A 16079-nucleotide genomic window follows, 5' to 3' on the forward strand; every position below is an offset into this window, starting at 1 on the left:
TTGCGGTATGGCATTATTGCTGTTATGTGGTTGCACGCAACAACGCGGTACATTAAAAGTAACCATGAGCGATACCGGTTTTAGCAGGCATGGCGACCTGTTACTTTACCATCACCAATTATTCAGTGGGGTAAGTTTCAGCCTGTACCCTTCCGGAGATACTGCCCGCAGGGTTGAATATGTTAACGGCAAACAGGATGGTTGGTTACGCTGGTGGTACCCCAACAAACAGTTGGACCAGTGCCGTTTATTTGTTGATGGTAAAAAGCAGGGCATTCATCGTGGCTGGTGGCCAAACGGACAGACCAAATTTGAGTATCATTTTACTGATGATGAGCATAACGGCGAGTTAAAGGAATGGGGAGCCAACGGTAAAATGTTCAGGTTTTTTCATTATAAAATGGGGCACGAAGAAGGCAGCGAAAAAATGTGGTGGGAAGATGGCAGGGTACGCGCCAATTACGTGATCATTAACGGTGAAAAGTTTGGCTTGTTTGGCCAAAAGTTATGTGTGAATGTGTTAAAGAAAGACCAGGATGAAAAAAGATAGAAAAAACAATGGCCAGTGCGATTCCCCTCTTGAGAGAGGTGCAGGGGTGTGTTCTGTGCGCTTGAATAACACACCCCTGCCTACGCACATCCCATACGCGCCCCCTCTCAAGAGGGGAACTGGTACATTGATAATTATATCATTATTCCTTTTTATTATATCCGGCTGCAGCCAAAACAACAAAGATCAGTTACAAGAGCTCCCCTACTTCAACACGCCCGATTTTACCCCTACCTGGCCCGATAAAAATACAGATGCCTATCAAAAACTGCATACCATACCTGCTTTTAACTTTACCGATCAGTTTGGAAAAACGATCAATAACCAAACGGTAAAAGGCAAAATTTACGTGGCCGATTTCTTTTTTACGCGCTGCGGAAGCATATGCCCCAAAATGACGGATAACATGGGTGTGGTGGCTAAAACTTTTATGCATAATGATACGGTGATGATCCTCTCGCACTCGGTAACGCCCGGGCTGGATAATGTGCAGGTTTTAAAAACCTATGCCGGACATAAAAACATTACCAACCCCAACTGGCATTTACTTACGGGCGATAAGGATCAGATCTACAACATTGCGCGCCGCGGGTATTTTGCCGATGATGCCGTGGGTTATAATAAAGATGTATCGCAGTTTTTGCATACCGAAAACTTTATTCTGGTTGATAAGCATGGCCGCATACGCGGGGTGTACAACGGCACCATCATGTTCGAGGTGGAGAACCTGATCAGGCATATTAAAATTTTGGAGCGCGAAAGCTGATAGTTGAGTTTGAATCGCTACATTCAAACTATGAAATTGCGGGCCACTTATATTACCGATTTTATTGCGCTTGTTTTTCCGCAATTGTGCCAGGCCTGCGGCAAAACTTTGATCACTAACGAAAAGCTGATCTGTACCGAATGCCAGTATGATCTGCCTTATACCAACTTCCATCAACAGCCCGATAATGTAGTAGCCCGACAGTTTTGGGGGCGGATAGAGTTAAAGGCCGCCTATGTATTGCTCTATTTTTCAAAAGGCGGCAAGGTGCAAAATATGATGCACCAGTTAAAGTATCGCAATACGCCGAAAATAGGCAACAAACTGGGCGAAATTGCCGGTAAACAATTATTAACAAGTGAGGCTTACCGCGATATCGACCTGATCATCCCGGTTCCGCTGCATCCCCGAAAGCTAAAACAACGGGGTTATAACCAAAGCCAGCAATTTGCCGAGGGCCTGGCCGAAAAGTTCGATAGACCTGTGGATACGGTTAACCTCATCAGGCTAAAGCATACCGATACTCAAACTAAGAAGTCGCGCTTTTCGCGATACGAGAATATGAAGGATGTATTTGGCGTGCGCGATGCTGAACAATTGGCCGGCAAGCATATTTTATTGGTCGATGATATTATCACCACCGGCTCAACACTCGAAGCCTGCGGGTTGGAACTATTAAAAATACCCGGAGTGAAAATAAGCGTGGCAGCAATAGCTTACGCAGAGTAAATTTGCTTTACCGTTTATTGATTCCGATATTAGCTGTACCATGTCAAATATCATCCAAAATAATTTAGCACAAATAAAGCAACTCATGTTGAGTTATGGTGTTCAAAGTGCTTATGCTTTTGGTAGTGCTGTTAAAAACACCATGCATCCGGATAGCGATATTGATTTTGTAATCAGTTTTCCTAATGATATGGACTACAGTACTTACGGCGACAATTATTTTGAGCTTTTGTATGCATTACAAGACCTTCTAAAAACAGATGTCGATCTTGTTGCCGAAGAAACAATTACAAATCCCTATTTACGCCAAAGCATTGATAATAATAGGATTCAAGTGTTATGAGTATTGAGGAGAAAAAATTACTCACTGATATTCTGGATTCTATTGCCTCTATCGATGAACATTTGGAAGGCCGACGGATATTCGAAGAATATAAATCCAATAAAACTAAACGCAGAGCGGTTGAAAGGGAATTGGAAATTATTGGTGAAGCTGTGAGCAAATTATTAAAGATATCACCGCTCACCCAAATATCTTATGCCAGGCAGATAGTTGATCTGCGTAACAAAGTGATACATGCTTACGATAATGTGAACAACACGGTAATATGGAATGTTATTATGAACCATATACCTGTTCTGCAAAATGAAGCTGAAACTTTGATAAATAATAACGAAGAATAATAACTATTCCTTCGAAAACTTGCTGATCTTATCGTACAGGTCTTTGGGGTTAAACGGTTTCAGGATGTAATCGTTCATACCGGCTTCGCCAATCATGCCCATCTGGTTGTTGAGCATGGAGGCCGTAAGGGCAATAATAGGTAATTGCTGGCTGTAGGTATCGGCTTTGGCGCGCAGTACTTTTGTGGCCTCCAGTCCGCCCATTTCGGGCATGTGGATATCCATCAAAACAACATCATAATTGCCTTTGCTTTCAATTTTATTGAGCGCCTGTATACCGTTTTCGGCAAAGTCGGCAGCAATACCCCATTTTTTTAATACTTTATCAATTAACAGGCGATTGATCTGGTTATCGTCAACCACCAGTATATTTAATTTCAACCCAATTTCCACAGTTTCTGTTTTTGTTTTTAATGTATCGTTGCTCTTGTTAAAAGTGATGGTAAACCAAAACTTAGAGCCCTGCCCGTAAGTGCTTTCTACATTGATCCGCGAATCGTGCAGTTCAACCAAACGTTTGGTAATGGCCAGGCCCAGCCCGGTGCCGCCGTATAAGCGGGTAATATTGGCATCGGCCTGTTTAAACGATTCGAATATGGTGTTAATTTTGTCGGCAGCAATACCGATACCGGTGTCCGAAACCTCAAAGCGGATACGCACTTCGTTGCTGGTTTGCTCGATAATTTTCAGATCGATAGTAACGCCGCCTTTATCGGTAAACTTAACTGAGTTACCTACCAGGTTCAACAATATCTGGCAAAGCCGGGTTTTATCGCCAATGATATTTTGAGGCAGGTTATTGTCAACCGAAGCCTTGAGGTATATATTTTTACCCTTGGTTTTAAACTGCATGGAGTTAACCACGCTTTCAACCAGTTCGCGCAGATCGACAGGGATCTTTTCGAGTTCGATATTGCCGGTTTCGATCTTGGTAAAATCGAGCACATCGTTGATCAGCGTCATTAAATTATCAGCCGAAAACTTCAATATCTTCAGGTTCTCCTTTTGTGAGTCGTTAGGGTTATCATCCATCAGCAGATCAGAGATACCGATAACCGCGTTTAACGGCGTACGTATCTCATGACTCATTACCGAGATAAACATATCCTTGGCCCGGTTAAGCTGTACAGCTTCTTCTTTGGCGGAGATCAATTCGTGCTCAGCTTTCTTTTTAGCTGTGATATCGATGATCACCTCAACATATTTATCAATGTTGCCCAACTGATCGAGAATGATGGAGTTGATCACCGATATCCAGATAGGTTGTCCATCTTTACGATACATCAGCAGGTCAACCTCGAACGATTGTTTATTTTTTGACAGCTCGCGCGCCTTGTGAATAATGGATACATCCGTTAACTCACCTTTGATCACATCGCCGAGCGCGTTATCCTTTACATCATCCAACTGGTAGCCGGTGATCTTTTCAAAAGCATCATTAACCCAAACCACATTGTTATCGGCATCGCTTATCACTACGCCATTGCTTACCTTGCTTGCCACTAACGATAGTTGCTCCAGCTCGGCAACAACCTTTTTCTGGAAGGTAATATCACGACCGCTGGCATACCAGTTATTGCCTTTGGCAATAACCGACCAGCTTAGCCACTTGATCTCGCCGGTACGGGTAACAATACGTGTTTCCAGGTCGTACGATTTTTTTTTGTTGCGCAGGCCGTCCTCAACTATGGTAAGCAGCGACTCTCTGTCGCCTTTCGGGAAAAAATACCATATAGGATGACCAATGGCTTCCTGCGGCGTATAACCCAGGATACGGGTTACCGAGTTATTGATCAGTTCGATACGGGTACTTCTATCCATTACACAATGGACCTCGGGCGAGTTGTTAAACAAATTAAAAAACTCGTTGTGTAATTTAATGCTTTCTTCGAGCTCCTTTTTCTGCTTGCGCAGGGTAAGGTGCGAAACCACTTCGCGGGCTAACGTTGCTAAAGCATCCTTTTGCTCGGCGGTCAAATTGCGGGGCACCGTATCAACTACGCAAATGGTGCCCAGTTTGTAACCATCATTGTCGATAATAGGGGTACTGGCATAAAAGCGAACCCCGCCATCAACAACGGCAGGGTGATCTGCAAATAATTCGTTTTGCGTGGCATCGGGCACTTCCATCAATTCGTTGCCCATAATGGTGTACCGGCAAAAGCTTTCTGATCGGGCTATCTCATTGTTCGGTAAACCGATATTAGCTTTGTACCATTGCCTGTCGGCATCGATAAAAGTGATCAGCGAGATGGGCGTTTGACAAATGTATGCTACCAAACGGTTAATGGCATCGTAATCCTTTTCGGGTAAAGTATCCAGTATATCATAAGAATTGAGCGCATTAATGCGCTCAGTCTCATCAACCGGAACCGGATTACGGGTTAATACCATTTACTTTGATCAACAATTATTTATACAGGGGGAACTTTTCAACTAACTCGTTCACCTTATTACGTATCTTCTTCAAATTATGTTCACTTTCAGGATCTTTAATTACAGAATCGATCAGTTCTACAATTTTTTCCATCTGTTTTTCTTTTAAACCACGTGTGGTAATTGCAGCAGTACCCACCCGGATACCCGATGTTACGAACGGCGACTTATCATCATAAGGCACCATGTTTTTGTTTACGGTGATATCGGCTTTAACCAAAGCATTTTCGGCATCTTTACCGGTAATACCTTTGTTGCGTAAATCTAATAAAATCAGGTGATTATCTGTACCTCCCGAAACTATATTATAACCCAGGTCAATAAAAGCTTTGGCCATAGCTTCGGCATTCTTTTTAACCTGTACAATGTATTTCATATAATCTTCGCTCAGCGCTTCGCCAAAGGCAACAGCTTTTGCAGCGATAATATGCTCTAACGGGCCGCCTTGTGTGCCAGGGAACACGGCCGAATCAAGCAATGCCGACATCATGCGCACTTCGCCTTTAGGTGTTTTGAGGCCCCATGGGTTTTCAAAATCTTTACCTAAAAGTATCATGCCGCCACGCGGGCCGCGCAGGGTTTTATGTGTGGTAGTAGTTACAATGTGGCAATGCGGCAGCGGATCGGTTAACAAACCGCGGGCAATTAAACCTGCCGGGTGCGAAATATCAGCCAGTACCAAAGCGCCAACTTCGTCGGCCACTTTACGGATAAACTCGTAATCCCAATCGCGCGAGTAAGCCGAAGCACCGCAAATGATCATTTTAGGTTTTTCCTTTAAGGCCACTTTACGCAGCTGATCGTAATCGATCAAGCCGGTTTCTTTTTTTACACCGTAAAAATGAGGAACATATAATTTACCCGAAAAATTTACCGGCGAGCCGTGGGTTAAGTGACCGCCATGCGACAGATCAAAACCTAAAATTTTATCGCCGGGCTGTAAGCAGGCCAGCATAACGGCAGCATTAGCCTGTGCGCCCGAGTGCGGCTGCACGTTTGCCCATTCGGCGTTGAAAAGTTGTTTTGCACGCTCAATAGCAATGGTTTCGATCTCATCAACTATCTGGCAACCGCCGTAATAGCGTTTTCCGGGCAGGCCTTCGGCATATTTATTGGTTGCTACAGAGCCTGCGGCTTCCATTACCTGTTTGCTGACAAAATTTTCAGAAGCTATCAGCTCCAATCCTTCTTCCTGGCGCTGTAGTTCTTCGTCCAGTAAATTAAAAATTAGTTTATCTCGTTTCATTGTGCTGTTTAAAGGGCGCTAAGTTAGGAAAATAGATTTGAGATGTGAGATTTGAGACGTGAGATTTAGGCAGTTATGCCACATAAAAACAAATAACGACGGCCATTACGATGAAAGTTGCTAAAAAAATCCATATTAGTGTTACGGTCATGGCGAAAACTAAACAGACATTTGGAAAAATTGAAGATCTGAAACAAAAGTTTCGGCATTTGGAGACCGAAGTTATTGCGCGAAGGTTGACAAGTTTCAGTAGATCGAACGATATTTCTGTTGCCTATAAGGAAATTCTCAAGGAAAGGGGCATTAATGATTACCTCTCTATCCTATAAACTCATTCGCCATTACGCTTATTCGAAAAGCAGTTACTGCTCCCCTCTCGCTGCTATCCAAAAGTTATTGAAACCGACCCCTACCTGTATGGAAATAAGTTCCTGCTGCAGCATTTCGAGCAGTGCCAAAAAATTGTAAACAAAATGCACTTTGTTGGTGCTGTTTTTTTTGATCTCGCTAAAATCAAGGCGTTTGTTGATCTCGATCAGCTTCGCTATGGCTTCCTTTTGCTTTTCGATGGTGTAAGGGTATTGTACCACCGTATGCTTTACCACCTTACTGGCTGTTTTGTAACGCGCCATTACCCTACTGTAAACCAGCATCAGTTTATACAGGTTAAAGCTCTCGAGCTCTTCGCCCGGTGTGGCCAGCCCGGCAACGGCTTCCATATCCATGTGGATATTGCCCCGCTTTTCGCGTTTAAAACGTTCGTCTTCCAGCGGTTTGAGTTCTTCGCAGATGAGCTTGTATCTTTTGTATTCGATGAGTTTGCGGATCAGATCGGCCTTCAAATCCACTTCGTTGCCATCTTCATCAACCTCGTATCGCGGCAGCAGCATTTTTGCCTTAATGCGCATCAGGGTAGCGGCCACATAAATAAACTCGCTGGCCAGTTCCATATTAAGCTGCTGCATGTGGTGCAGATAGTCCAGAAAGTCGTCGGTTATTTTAGCGATCGAAATTTCGTGTATATCCAGCTCATCCCGCTCAATAAAGAACAGTAACAGATCGAACGGACCTTCAAACTGCGGAAGTTTGATCTCGAAATTCTCTTCAGTCATAGCTTAACGGACCAAAAATAATGATGTTATTTCGAATGTCGAATGTTCAATTTCGAATTTTGCTATGTGAATTCCTTTAGTCAGATGCGCTAAAGTAATGTCACTAAGTTACCAGTTACTTAATACCTATTTTAATACTTGTTATTATCAATATATTCATTTAGTTTTATACCCACCCATTATAAGCAAAAATCCGCTTTACATTTAATTAACTACAACAATATCAGCACACTTACCCATCCCCAAGATAAGGCTGTGTGATTGCGCGTATATTTTTTAATTAAATATTTTTTTTACATCCATACTATTAAAGCATTAAGGCGTAAACCGAAAAGCCTGAACAGAGTAGGTAATCAAAATCTAAACTTAAATCCGATTATTATGGCAAGTCCGATCAAAAATGTCGCTGCTGGCGACGAGCAACACCTGTTATTTTTATTTGTGCCTCTTAAAAAAGGAAAATCAGCCACAGCGGCAAAAGAAATTGAGCATTTACAAGGTACAATTAAAGCGCATGCCGCATCGGTTGACCCACGGGCGGCTACCGGCGTTCACTTTTTTATGATCTATCACCAGGCCGACGGGCAGGCAACTCCAGGCATCCCGGTACCGGGCTTCCAGTCGTTTCCCGGTAAGGACGTATTGGTGGTCATGTCGCTTTATGATAATGATTTTGCGCCGTACATCAGCGCGTTTTTTACGCTGCCACCAGTTGTGGCGGGTTTAACTGCCCTTTTACAAAATATGGACGAAAGCGGTATACCCGGCCTTGACCCTAAAGATCCAAGCACGGCGGCAAATATTCTTAAAAACGGTGGAGTTGTGAAAAATCCGAGCGCGTTTTATTGCCTGCTGATGCGTTATAATTTTGCCGACCCAACCTTAGCGGCAGGCGCGGCACCAGGCAAATACACTTTAGGCGCAACTTTCCCGGGGCTAACCGTAGGTAAAATTTTGAACAGCTATCCCGATGCAAAAGAACTTTGGCCTTTTCCGCCAGTGGCCATTAATTTCCAGAAATCGGTTGCACCAAAATGCGGGAAATAGGCGGCGGTATACTTTAGTTTAATTTTTAACTTATTTATTTCCAGGATCTATGAGTACAAACGAATTCATCCACATGGATGATGTACAGGGGCTGATCGTTCGCGGCTATAATTACGATTTCGTGAGGTACATTATTTTAAGCATTACCAACAATCCCGAAGCCATAAAAAAAGCACAGGATTTTTGTGCCGATATGATACCTGGCAGCAAAGCACCCGGTTTAAAAATTACCGATGCAACGCCCTGGGTTAACGGCAAACCACCGTATTGCCTTAACATTGGTTTTACTATTGCCGGATTAGAACTATTGATTGGCAATGATAACTGTACAACGCTTAATAATACAAGCAACCAGGTTTTTAGCTCTTTTAGCGGAGGTGCTGTAAGTGATGCCGAATTTGTAGGTGATACCGGTACCAGCGATCCGCAATACTGGTGGACACGCTCCGGAGGGTGGTTGCCGGGCCCAGCCCCTGCGGCCGATGGCAGCGACCTGCACATACAACTCACGTTGTATACCCGCAACCCCAAAGACAGGGGGGATTATTATGACCAATTGGTAGCGATGATACCCAAAACCAAAGGCGGGAGCTTATGTGCCAAACCAGTGTTCTTTAAAGATTCGGACCCGATAGTTGTTGACGGCGACCCAACTTATATTCATTTTGGTTATAAGGATAGCCTGTCGCAGCCGCGCATTGACCATTCGCCATGGAATATACTGGAGGTAATTGACAACGTGGATGATGACCGGCCAAAGGTACCGGCCGATAGGTTCATTATCAGCACTAATGCTTCGGATTACCAGGCGCACCCTTTTTTAAAGAATGGCACATTTGGCGCATTCAGGTTATTATACCAGGACGTGGCCTCGTTTGAGGAATTTATCACGTCGGACCCCGACGTTGCGCCCGAGCTGATGGCCGCGAAGATGTGCGGGCGCTGGCGCGACGGCACGCCGCTGGTTGTATCGCCGGATAAAATGGACCCGAACCTGAAAGGATTTGATTATACCAATTTTGATTATCATGCGCGAAGCAAGCATCAAATAGGCGATATGATCAATGATGACGATGGGTTAAGATGCCCGTATGCGGCACATATCCGCAGGGCAAACCCGCGCGATGATATAGCGGTAGCAGGCAATATGAATTTGAATACCGGCGTGCCGTTATATGCTGTAAAGCATCGCATATTGCGCAGGGCGTCCCCTTATGGCCCGCCGTACAAACCTACGGAGCCAAAAACCCCGCAAATACAAAGAGGATTGGTGGGTTTGTTTATCGGCGCTGTAATGGATTTCCAGTTCAGGTTTATTATGCATAGCTGGCTCGAAGCGGGTTCGTTCCGCAATCCGGATAATTCGCCCAACAGCAGTGGCGTCGATCCGCTTTTTGGCCCGCGTACGGATGATACCTATCCACCCGACCTGCAATTCGCATTTGCCGAGCCTAATACATCGCAGGTAGCACAAGCACCGGTTGAATATCACACAGTACCGCAAAACATGCAGCGTTATGTGCGTACCGATGGCAGTTTGTATGTGTTTATGCCGGGTATAACGGGATTGAAGTGGATATCGGAAGGAAAATTGCCGCCGGTTACTGCACAATAGTTAACAATTATACAATCAATATGCCGGCTTTTTACAGCCGGCATATTTTGTTTAATGTTGTTTTGGTGGGAAAAATTGCGTATATTGTATAAAGCGCGAAGCTAAAACAATTACGAATTTGATAATGAAAGCTTGAAAAGTAATTGAAAATACCGATAAATACCCACCTGTTTATGACGAATACGTTAGGGTGCGTTATGAAAATGATAATTTTTAATGAAACGGAAATTTCGCGGCAGGCATAGAAACGGATACCGGACCTGTGGCTAATGCCAGTACCGTATGAGTGGATAGCCCGGGCTGTAGGCAACACACTAAAAAGGAATCAAGAGATAAAACAAAACAAGTTGAGAATACCCATAAATACCCATGTGTTTGAGTTGTTGTTGGTGATAACACCAACAGCGGCGGGGTGACAGCACCAACAACGGCCGGGGCCGAACCGCTGATTTAATGTTGGACATGATCACGCTGATGATCAAAAATCCGAAATTGAACATCCGAAATCCGAAATAAAAACATCTTTATTTCGGGTTAAATAACTTACTTTGTACCTTTACAATAGTGGACAATTTTTAAATGAAAGTACAGGCGGGAGAACTATTACAAAAAATCAACTATCCTTCTGATTTAAAACAACTTAGAGAGGAAGACCTTAAACAGCTGAGCCAGGAACTACGTCAGTATATTATTGATATCGTTTCGGTTAACGGCGGGCACTTTGGCGCCAGTTTAGGTGTGGTTGAATTGACCGTTGCCCTGCACTACGTTTTAAATACCCCTTACGATCAACTGGTTTGGGATGTTGGCCACCAGGCTTACGGCCACAAAATACTCACCGGCCGCCGCGATGTTTTTGATACCAACCGCCTGTTTGGCGGTATCAGCGGTTTCCCGAAACGGAGCGAAAGCGAATACGATACCTTTGGTGTTGGCCACTCTTCAACCTCTATATCAGCAGCGCTGGGCATGGCTGTGGCATCGCACTATAAAGGCGAAACCGACAGGCAGCACGTAGCCGTTATAGGCGATGGATCGATGACCGCGGGTTTGGCTTTTGAGGCTCTGAACCATGCCGGGATAGAGAACAGTAACCTGCTGGTTATTCTGAACGACAACAATATGGCTATTGACCCTAATGTTGGCGCGTTGAAAGAATATCTTACAGATATATCCACTTCAAAGCATTATAACCGTTTCCGGGATGATATTGCCAAGGTTTTGGCTAAGATATCGGAAATTGGCCCCGATGCTTATAAATTGGCCCAAAAGTTTGAGAAGAGCATCAAGGGCACTTTGCTAAAACGCAGTAACTTTTTTGAGGCGCTTAAATTCAGGTATTTTGGTCCGATTGACGGGCACGACGTAGAGCATTTGGCACGAGTGCTGAAGGATCTGCGTGATATACCGGGCCCTAAACTACTGCACTGTATCACTGTAAAGGGTAAAGGTTACTCGCTTGCCGAAAAGGACCAGACCAAATGGCATGCGCCCGGTTTGTTTGATAAGATAACCGGCGAGATCAAAAAGACCGTTTACGAAAAGCCACAACCGCCGAAATATCAGGACGTGTTTGGCCATACCATTATAGAGCTTGCCGAAGTGAACCCTAAAATTATGGGTATTACCCCGGCTATGCCAAGCGGCTCATCGTTAAACCTGATGATGAAAGCCATGCCTAACCGTGCATTTGATGTGGGCATTGCCGAGCAACACGCGGTAACGTTTTCGGCTGGCCTGGCTACACAAGGCTTGTTGCCGTTTTGTAATATTTACAGCAGCTTTATGCAACGGGGCTATGACCAGGTGATACACGATGTGGCCATCCAAAACCTGAATGTTGTTTTTTGCCTGGACAGGGCCGGTATTGCCGGCGCCGACGGCCCGACGCACCATGGGGCTTACGATCTGGCTTATATGCGCTGCATACCGAACATGACGGTATCGGCACCAATGAACGAAGAAGAACTGCGCAACCTGATGTTTACCGCGCAGCAAGACAATATGGGTCCGTTTTCTATCCGCTACCCACGGGGCAACGGTGTGATGGTAGACTGGCAACGGCCGATGAAGGCAATTGAAGTTGGCAAGGGCCGTAAGGTTTGCGATGGTGAAGATGTGGCGATATTATCTATCGGTACTGTTGGTAACGAAGTTGTAAAAGCCTGCGATGCACTTAACGCTGATGGTTATAACCCTGCGCATTACGATATGCGTTTTGTAAAACCGCTGGATGAAGAGCTGCTGCACGAAGTGTTTGCGAAATTTAACAAGGTGATAACGGTTGAGGACGGCTGCATACAAGGCGGCATGGGCAGCGCAGTTTTAGAGTTTATGGCCGACCATAACTATAAAGCGCAGGTGGTACGTTTGGGTATACCCGACGAGGTTGTTGAGCACGGCGAGCAGCCCGAACTTTGGGCCGAATGCGGTTACGATGCCAAGAGCATTGCCGCCCAGGTTAAGCTTATTGGCCTGTCGCGGACTATGCGGACTATAGCGTCGTAAAACAAAAACAAGTTCTTATAAGTCTGTTTACTCCACCTTATATCTAAACACCTGCCTGCCTATATTGCCCTCGGCATCAATACCTTCAATAACAGCTTTGTAGGTACCTTTTCCATCAGAGTTGAAGAATGATAATGACGCGGTGCCTGTTTTATCTGTAATGATATTTGGCTGCCAGTATATGGTTGTACGTAAATCGGCAACGCGGGTGTTGGTTTTGGGGTCATCGTACTTAGGTGCATAAAATTCGCGGGCTTTATAGTAACCTTTGGGGTGATAGGTCATGATACCGGGCGCATAGTTGCGGTATCCGCTATCTTCGCCGCCGCGTTTGGTAGTAATAACCAATACGCCACCACTTGCCCGCGAGCCATATATGGCGGTATAACCAATGGTTCGTAACACTTCAACACTCGCTACATCGGTGGGCGATAGCATATCCAGGTCAAAATCTTCCATGGGCATGCCATCTAAAACTACCAGCATAGGTATATTGAGGCTACGCGTTGAATAAGCCATACCATTGCGAAAGTTGACAAAGTTGGCCTTACCCAGCAAACACATGGTTAAAGTGGCACAAGCTTCTAACTTATCGCTGGTAATTACCTGGTCGGCGTTACCCGCCCCGTTCAGGTTATCTGAATTGGGTGCTACCGATTTCTTTTTATCGGATATGGTAACCCCCTTCAGCATAATTGTTTTATTGACCATGCCGTATTTCAAAAAGTCATCGTATTGGGTTTTGCTGTTTAACAGGTATGGCATCAGGGTAGTGTTCACGTTTACCTCCACATCGGCGGCGTTTTTGTTGGCGGTCACAATTTGCGGCGGAACATTATCCAGTTCGATCTCTACATTTTTGCCATTTTTTGCAGTACGCGCCTGGATAACAAATTTTACGCTGTCGCGAAATACCAGGTCTTTGAATGCAAAGGCGCCTTGTTCATCGGTAACGGTATCTAACAAAAACATACCCCCTGCAGTACTAAAAATGGATACTTTACCTTTTACTACAGGCTTACCACCCAGTGTTTTTACATGCCCCGTAATGTCCAGCGATCTTTCGGGCTTAAAGGCGAGGGGCGCAAAACCATCGCTCATCAATTGCTTCCACAAAAAGCGGCGGTAACCTTGTGTCATCATCAGTATATCAAGCTCGGCGCGGGTTTTATCGCTCACGTTTGTAAAATAATAGTTAGGCTGTTCAATATAACCTTTAATGTCTGATGACAACAACAGGTTTGACAGGATGGTGCTTTCGGCAGCCTCGTTAACGGGCACTTTGCTCTCGTTGGTAACAGCTACCGAAAAGGTACCTATTACCGGCTGGCCGCTTTTATCTTTAGCATTAATGTCCAGCTTTACTTTTTCACGCGGGGCGTAGGTTGATTTTGTGGTGTTTAACGCGATGTTAAGCAAGTCGGGATTTTGTATCAAGGCAATACGCTCGTTCAAAGGGGCGCCGGTTGCCGAAAACAGCGTAAACTGAGCTATCCCTGAAGGAAAACGGGTTTTGGCAATTTTGGTTGCAAATACCGGGCCGGTCAATTTAGTTTTAGCAGTGTAAATAAGGTTACCACCCGAGTGCACCAGCAAATTTATTTCGCTGTTTTGGTTGGCCTGAAAGGTAGCATCGTTTGTGAATATCTTAACGAGCACATTTTCAGGATCGGAGGTGTTGTTAACACTTAATACATAACCCTGGTCGGCAGGTTTGGGCAGCACAATCGCGCCTTCGGACCCATCGGGGTACGTAAGTTTGGCGGTATAGGTTTTACCTGTTTCGGGCGTAATAAAAAATGTGCCCATACCCAGGTGCTGTGTGGTTATATTGGCGATGGTTTGATCGTCGCTATTCACTATCGTACCTTTAACATCCACACCCAAACCATCGGCACCTATGGCTTTAAAGGCTACTTTGTTACGGATGCCGCTAACCAGGCTGCCGCTTTCGGGAAAAAATTGAACGTCCGTTTTTTCGGAGGATGCTTTGATCGGGATAACCTTTACATAGCTTTGCTTAGGATCGAGTTTAACTGTGGTGGTAATATGCCCGCTTTTTAGCAACGCCGGCATATTATTGTTAAAATGGATATCGAGGTTACCTTCGCTATCGGTTACCCCCTTGCCTTTGGCTACCTGCCTGAAACTTAGTTCGACCGTGTAATTCACCTCAGTGTTTTCAAGCGGTTTACCTTCCAGGTCAGTGTAGTTGATCACGGCATCTACTCTTTGCTGCTTGTTTTGTGTGCTATAGGTATAGCTAACCCTGGTAAAGATGTTATTGGATATGGCGTTGCCAATTTGTACTGTTTTATCAAAAAAGTAATCCTCGCCGGCATTACGCATCCAGTCGGTATAGGCTCTGATGCGGTAATTACCCTCACTTAGCGAGTCGGTTAATTTAAAATCGCCCCAGGCAACACCCGAAGTTAAAGGTAGTTTAATGGCTTTTTTGATCGAATCCTTATCACTTATCAGCTCTACATTTAAAATACCGCTTGTTGCCGAAAGCAGGTGTTTGCCGCCTATGGTTACATAAGCCTTAAACCAGATATCGTCGCCAATGGCATAATAGGGTTTATCTAAATGCAGGTATACTTTTTCGGGCGCCCGTTCGGCCGACCATTTGGTTAACTGGGTTACCGCCTTTTGCAGGATATCATCATCCAAACCGGTAAATGCTACCAAACCAACAAAAATTACTGATACGGCGGCAATGACAAATACGCTTAGTTTTTTCACAGGTATATTCTATAGTTTATAAACAAAAAAGACTGCGTTATCTGCCAGGTGATCAGGGCGTAAAGGCGAGATAAAGCGATCAGAAACTATTCTTCCACATCATACTTTCAACGGGTTTTGTGGTTTTGTTATTGTATTTTGCGTTGTTTTTGGTATTGTACATTACCTCTACATCGCCTTCCACAACAAAGTAGATCAGCTGGCCAACGGGCATACCGGCATAAATACGTACCGGCTGTGCTACCGATATTTCGAGCGTCCAGGTGTTACAAAAACCTACATCGCCTTTGCCTGCGGTAGCATGTATGTCAATACCCAAACGCCCGGTGCTTGATTTACCTTCCAAAAAAGGCACGTGCGCATGCGTTTCTGTATACTCCATGGTTACACCCAGGTACAACACATTGGGTTGCAGTACAAAGCCCTCTTTAGGGATCTCAAAGTGCTCTATCTCATTGTGTGTTTTGGCATCAAGTACACGGCTTTTATAATTGGCCAGGTATTTGCCTAAATGTACATCGTATGAGTTTGTGCCGAGGCACTTACGGTCAAACGGTTCAATGATAATGTTACCCTTTTCAATTTCCTCTAAAATGCGCTTATCCGATAAAATCATATACTTAGATCAATACATCTAAATT

The 16079-nt window shown here is 44.6% G+C and carries 13 protein-coding genes; 8 read left to right on the top strand and 5 right to left on the bottom strand.

Annotated features, from left to right (window positions below; all coding sequences use genetic code 11):
• Positions 1-7: 7 nt before the first annotated feature.
• From ACFGVR_RS01955 to ACFGVR_RS01975, 5 genes are read left to right on the top strand one after another with little or no spacing between them, the layout of a single operon-like run.
• Positions 8-550: a toxin-antitoxin system YwqK family antitoxin gene (locus ACFGVR_RS01955; protein WP_448700777.1), complete on the top strand. Its 543-nt coding sequence runs from the start codon at positions 8-10 to the stop codon at positions 548-550.
• Positions 537-1316, top strand: a complete 780-nt coding sequence (locus ACFGVR_RS01960; RefSeq protein WP_448700779.1) for an SCO family protein — start codon at positions 537-539, stop codon at positions 1314-1316. The genes ACFGVR_RS01955 and ACFGVR_RS01960 overlap by 14 nt, the downstream gene beginning before the upstream one ends.
• Positions 1317-1346: 30 nt before the next feature.
• Positions 1347-2045 (top strand): ComF family protein, encoded by a 699-nt coding sequence (locus tag ACFGVR_RS01965; protein ID WP_448700781.1) that lies wholly within the window; start codon positions 1347-1349, stop codon positions 2043-2045.
• Between the two features lie 40 nt (positions 2046-2085).
• Positions 2086-2388 carry a nucleotidyltransferase family protein gene (locus ACFGVR_RS01970; RefSeq protein ID WP_448700783.1) on the top strand — a complete coding sequence of 101 codons (303 nt, stop codon included), beginning with the start codon at positions 2086-2088 and terminating at the stop codon, positions 2386-2388.
• Complete coding sequence (locus ACFGVR_RS01975; protein WP_448700785.1) at positions 2385-2729, top strand: HepT-like ribonuclease domain-containing protein; 345 nt, start codon at positions 2385-2387, stop codon at positions 2727-2729. The genes ACFGVR_RS01970 and ACFGVR_RS01975 overlap by 4 nt, the downstream gene beginning before the upstream one ends.
• A 3-nt stretch (positions 2730-2732) precedes the next feature.
• Here the strand turns inward: ACFGVR_RS01975 and ACFGVR_RS01980 are convergent, their stop codons facing one another.
• The 3 genes from ACFGVR_RS01980 to ACFGVR_RS01990 all read right to left on the bottom strand — a co-directional run bounded on the left by ACFGVR_RS01980 (position 2733) and on the right by ACFGVR_RS01990 (position 7523).
• Positions 2733-5123, bottom strand: coding sequence for a PAS domain S-box protein (locus ACFGVR_RS01980; protein ID WP_448700787.1), 2391 nt, complete (start codon positions 5121-5123; stop codon positions 2733-2735).
• A gap of 16 nt (positions 5124-5139) precedes the next feature.
• The gene (locus ACFGVR_RS01985) at positions 5140-6411 is read right to left on the bottom strand and encodes a serine hydroxymethyltransferase (RefSeq protein WP_448700789.1); all 1272 of its coding nucleotides are present in this window, start codon (positions 6409-6411) and stop codon (positions 5140-5142) included.
• Positions 6412-6773: 362 nt separating this feature from the next.
• Positions 6774-7523, bottom strand: coding sequence for a segregation and condensation protein A (locus ACFGVR_RS01990; protein WP_448700791.1), 750 nt, complete (start codon positions 7521-7523; stop codon positions 6774-6776).
• Between the two features lie 381 nt (positions 7524-7904).
• On the opposite strand from ACFGVR_RS01990, the gene ACFGVR_RS01995 reads away from it, so the two are divergent.
• From ACFGVR_RS01995 to dxs, 3 genes are all read left to right on the top strand, one after another.
• Positions 7905-8570, top strand: coding sequence for a hypothetical protein (locus ACFGVR_RS01995; RefSeq protein ID WP_448700793.1), 666 nt, complete (start codon positions 7905-7907; stop codon positions 8568-8570).
• Positions 8571-8619: 49 nt separating this feature from the next.
• Positions 8620-10185: a hypothetical protein gene (locus ACFGVR_RS02000; protein ID WP_448700795.1), complete on the top strand. Its 1566-nt coding sequence runs from the start codon at positions 8620-8622 to the stop codon at positions 10183-10185.
• Between the two features lie 579 nt (positions 10186-10764).
• The gene (gene dxs / locus ACFGVR_RS02005) at positions 10765-12693 is read left to right on the top strand and encodes a 1-deoxy-D-xylulose-5-phosphate synthase (protein ID WP_448700797.1); all 1929 of its coding nucleotides are present in this window, start codon (positions 10765-10767) and stop codon (positions 12691-12693) included.
• Positions 12694-12720: 27 nt separating this feature from the next.
• Here dxs and ACFGVR_RS02010 read toward each other — a convergent pair whose 3' ends face one another.
• Positions 12721-15438 (bottom strand): TonB-dependent receptor, encoded by a 2718-nt coding sequence (locus ACFGVR_RS02010; protein ID WP_448700799.1) that lies wholly within the window; start codon positions 15436-15438, stop codon positions 12721-12723.
• Positions 15439-15517: 79 nt separating this feature from the next.
• On the bottom strand, positions 15518-16054 hold the full coding sequence (gene dcd / locus ACFGVR_RS02015; protein WP_448700801.1) for a dCTP deaminase: 537 nt from the start codon (positions 16052-16054) through the stop codon (positions 15518-15520).
• Positions 16055-16079 lie beyond the last annotated feature (25 nt).

This window comes from Mucilaginibacter aureus, from assembly GCF_053514885.1.